This window comes from Campylobacter sp. BCW_6877 (genome assembly GCF_001762445.1).
Classification (GTDB): Bacteria; Campylobacterota; Campylobacteria; order Campylobacterales; family Campylobacteraceae; genus Campylobacter_D; species Campylobacter_D jejuni.
The window spans coordinates 1-3166 of sequence record NZ_MJWW01000057.1 but is presented as its reverse complement, the minus strand read 5'-3'; the positions used below and the strand labels follow the sequence as shown (position 1 = coordinate 3166).

The 3166-nt window shown below is 30.1% G+C and carries 2 protein-coding genes; both read left to right on the top strand.

All coding sequences use genetic code 11. The features are described 5' to 3' along the window. The first annotated feature begins 277 nt into the window (after positions 1-277). Positions 278-1033, top strand: a complete 756-nt coding sequence (locus AJ936_RS07240) for a transporter substrate-binding domain-containing protein (RefSeq protein ID WP_070274257.1) — start codon at positions 278-280, stop codon at positions 1031-1033. Between the two features lie 314 nt (positions 1034-1347). Continuing rightward, a partial coding sequence (locus AJ936_RS07235; protein ID WP_407918713.1) for a beta strand repeat-containing protein occupies positions 1348-3166 on the top strand: 1819 nt, incomplete at its 3' end.

Sequence of the window (3166 nt, the reverse complement as noted above, 5' to 3'; positions counted from 1 at the left end):
TAATTTATAAAATCTACTCAGTTAGTGAAACTTTATAATTTAAAAGATTTTAAGTCCTTTTTTTCAAAAAAGGAAATGAAAGTATAACCAATTAAACTTAAAAGGGGATTAAATAAAGGATTAAATAATATAAATATTTGGTAGGTTTTTGAAAATATTTGTATAAAAATATATTTTAAAGATTATATAATTTAAAATTGCAAAAAGCAATCAGACTTAATTAAATATAAATTTAAAATAAGTATAATTTTAAAATATTTTATATCAAAGGAATAAAATGAAAAAAATATTTAGTGTTATTTTAGTTGCCTTGGTTGGCTTATTTTTAAACGCTTGCAATGATTCTAAAAACAAAGAAACAAATGCAAGCGTAGAATTAAAGGTTGGAACCGCCCCAAACTATAAACCTTTTAACTATAAAGAAAATTCAAAACTCACAGGTTTTGATACGGATCTAGTAGAAGAGATCGCCAAAAAAAATGGTATTAAAATTGTTTGGGTTGAAACCAATTTCGATGGGCTAATACCTGCTTTAAAAGCTGGTAAAATTGATATGATTGCCTCGGCTATGAGTGCAACAGATGAAAGAAGACAGAGTGTTGATTTTACTAAACCTTACTATATGAGTAAAAATCTTTATCTTAAACTAAAAAGTAACATTTTACTTCAAACGAAAAATGATTTAGAAGGTAAAAAAATAGGAGTTCAACTAGGAACTTTACAAGAAAATACTGCAAAAGCTATCAAAAATGCACAAGTGCAAAGCAATAAAGATTTAAATATTGCTATTTTAGCACTAAAAAACAACAAAATTGATGCTATTATCGCAGATGAAGATACTGCTAAAGGTTTTTTAGCTGAAAATCCAGACTTGATAAGTTTTTACCAAGAAATGGATGGTGGAGAAGGCTTTAGCTTTGCTTTTGATAAAAACAAACAAAAAGAATTGGTAGAAATTTTTGATAAAGGTATAGATGAGACAAAAACCAATGGATTTTACAATACTTTGATCAAAAAATATGAACTAGAGTAAGCGTGAAAATTCACGCTTATACAACTTAAATCTTCGTTGTGTTTTGTAAAATAACATTTCATATAATTTTACTTTTATTAAACTAACTTCTTTATTTAAAACAAATTTTAATTAAAATTTAACAATATTGATGATTTTCAATGTTAGTATTTAATTATATTTTAAGTTTAAATATTTTATCATTCCGCAGTTTTATATTTGATATTATTATTAAAATATGATTTATAAAACCAATCTTTAAAAATTTAAAATAAGGAAGGAGAAAAATATTTGAGTAAAAATATTATTTCAAGTAAGGTGTCCATGGGGGGGGGATTAAAGAATCCTGTTTAAATTCTAAAAAGATAGTTTTATCTTTAGCTACTATTTCTTTCTTAGCGAGTTGTGCTAATGCTACATTAAATTCTGAAATAAAAACTTATGATGAAGTTCATAAAAATACTAAAGCTAGATCAGCAAGTGTTTATACTCCTGAAGCTAGAGTTAATACAACTGTAAGTGGCTCAATAAGCAATCAAATCAACATTACCGATCAAGGTCCACATACCATAATAATTGAAGCAGGTGGAACTTTAGGCAATGAGAATAACAACAATAAAATTATCTATGCTCATGCTAGTGGTAACAACACTCTTACACTTACTAATCTTACCAATAATGGAACTATTAACGGTAAGGTAGCTGTAGAACATGATAACAATTTTAATGGAACCATTACTGTTAATACCTTTGAAAATAAAAACCAAATCAATGGAAATGTCTATATGGGAGTTTGGGGAGGTAACTCAGGAACTCTTAATATAGATAAATTTGATAATAGTGGGACTATTAAATCAAATGATGATGGAGTTTTTTTCGAAGGAAAGAATACTAATATACAAAGCTTTAGCAACAACGGTCTAATCAGTGGACAACAAGGTGTAAGCTTATCTGGAGGAACTATAAATAGTTTTAATAATAATGGAACTATCAGTGGTAGCTCTTCTGGTATATTTGTAGCAGGTGGCAACATAAAAACCCTTGTTAATTCTGGAACTATAATATCTAACGGTAGTTATGATGCCAATGCCGGCATAAAACTAGAAAGTGGTGGCACTATAGAAAATATCATCAACACAGGAACTATACAATCAAATTATTCTGGCATAGTTGTAACTTGGGGTAAATTTGGAACACTTACCATAAAAGATGGAGGCGTAGTTTATGGAAAAGATGCTGGAATAGCAATAGCCCAATGGCAAACTCTAGGGGATTTATACATAGATGGAGCAAGCTCAAAAAAAGATGGTACAGTAAGTGGAATTTATGGCGACATCAATGGAATTGTTTTAGAAACTGGATCAAGCAGTCAAAAAATAGAACTTAAAAATGGTGGTGTTATTAAAGGTAATATTAATGGCATAAGATTAGATAATGCAGCTTCTTTAAGCGGAGAAATGATTTTATCTGGAAAAGGTTCTAGAGTAGAAGGTGGAAGTGGTGCTGGTATATCTAATGATGGTGGAAAAATAACAGGATCTATGACAATAAAAGATGGAGCTACTGTAACTTCTTCTTCAGGTCAAGCCATATCTAATTCTGGCTCAGGAAGTATAACAGGTGGCATTACAGTTAGTGGAGAAAACACTAAACTTGAAGGAAATATAATCAATACAGGTGATGCTTCTATAGGTAGCGATATCAAGATAGAAGGTGGAGCTAAGGTAGAAGGTGGTCTTGTTAATCAAGGTAATGGAAGTATCTCAGGAAGTGTTCAAGTAAGTGGTGGTAGTAGTATTGATTCCATTACCAATGAGGGTAATGGAGCTATTTCTGGTTCAATTACTGTAGATAAAGATAGTAAACTTGATTCCATCACTAACACCTCTACTTCTGATACAGGTATAAGTGGTTCTATCACTAACAATAGTGATAATAAACTTGAAATTTCTAATGGAGAAGGTGCTACTATAGGTGGAGGTATTACAAATAATGGTAATGCTGATTTAGTTATTTCCAACCAAGGCTCAGTAGGTAAAGATGATCATGGTAATACAGTAACTAACAATGGTAGTGGTAGTGTTGGAATTAAAGATTGGCTTGTTACTACAGATAAAGATACGGGTAAATTAGACACTATAGTTGTAGGTGGAA

What these genes read in the sequence shown, in the direction of transcription:
- AJ936_RS07240 (WP_070274257.1), top strand. Translation starts at nt 278, where the DNA reads ATGAAAAAAATATTTAGTGTTATTTTAGTTGCCTTGGTTGGCTTATTT.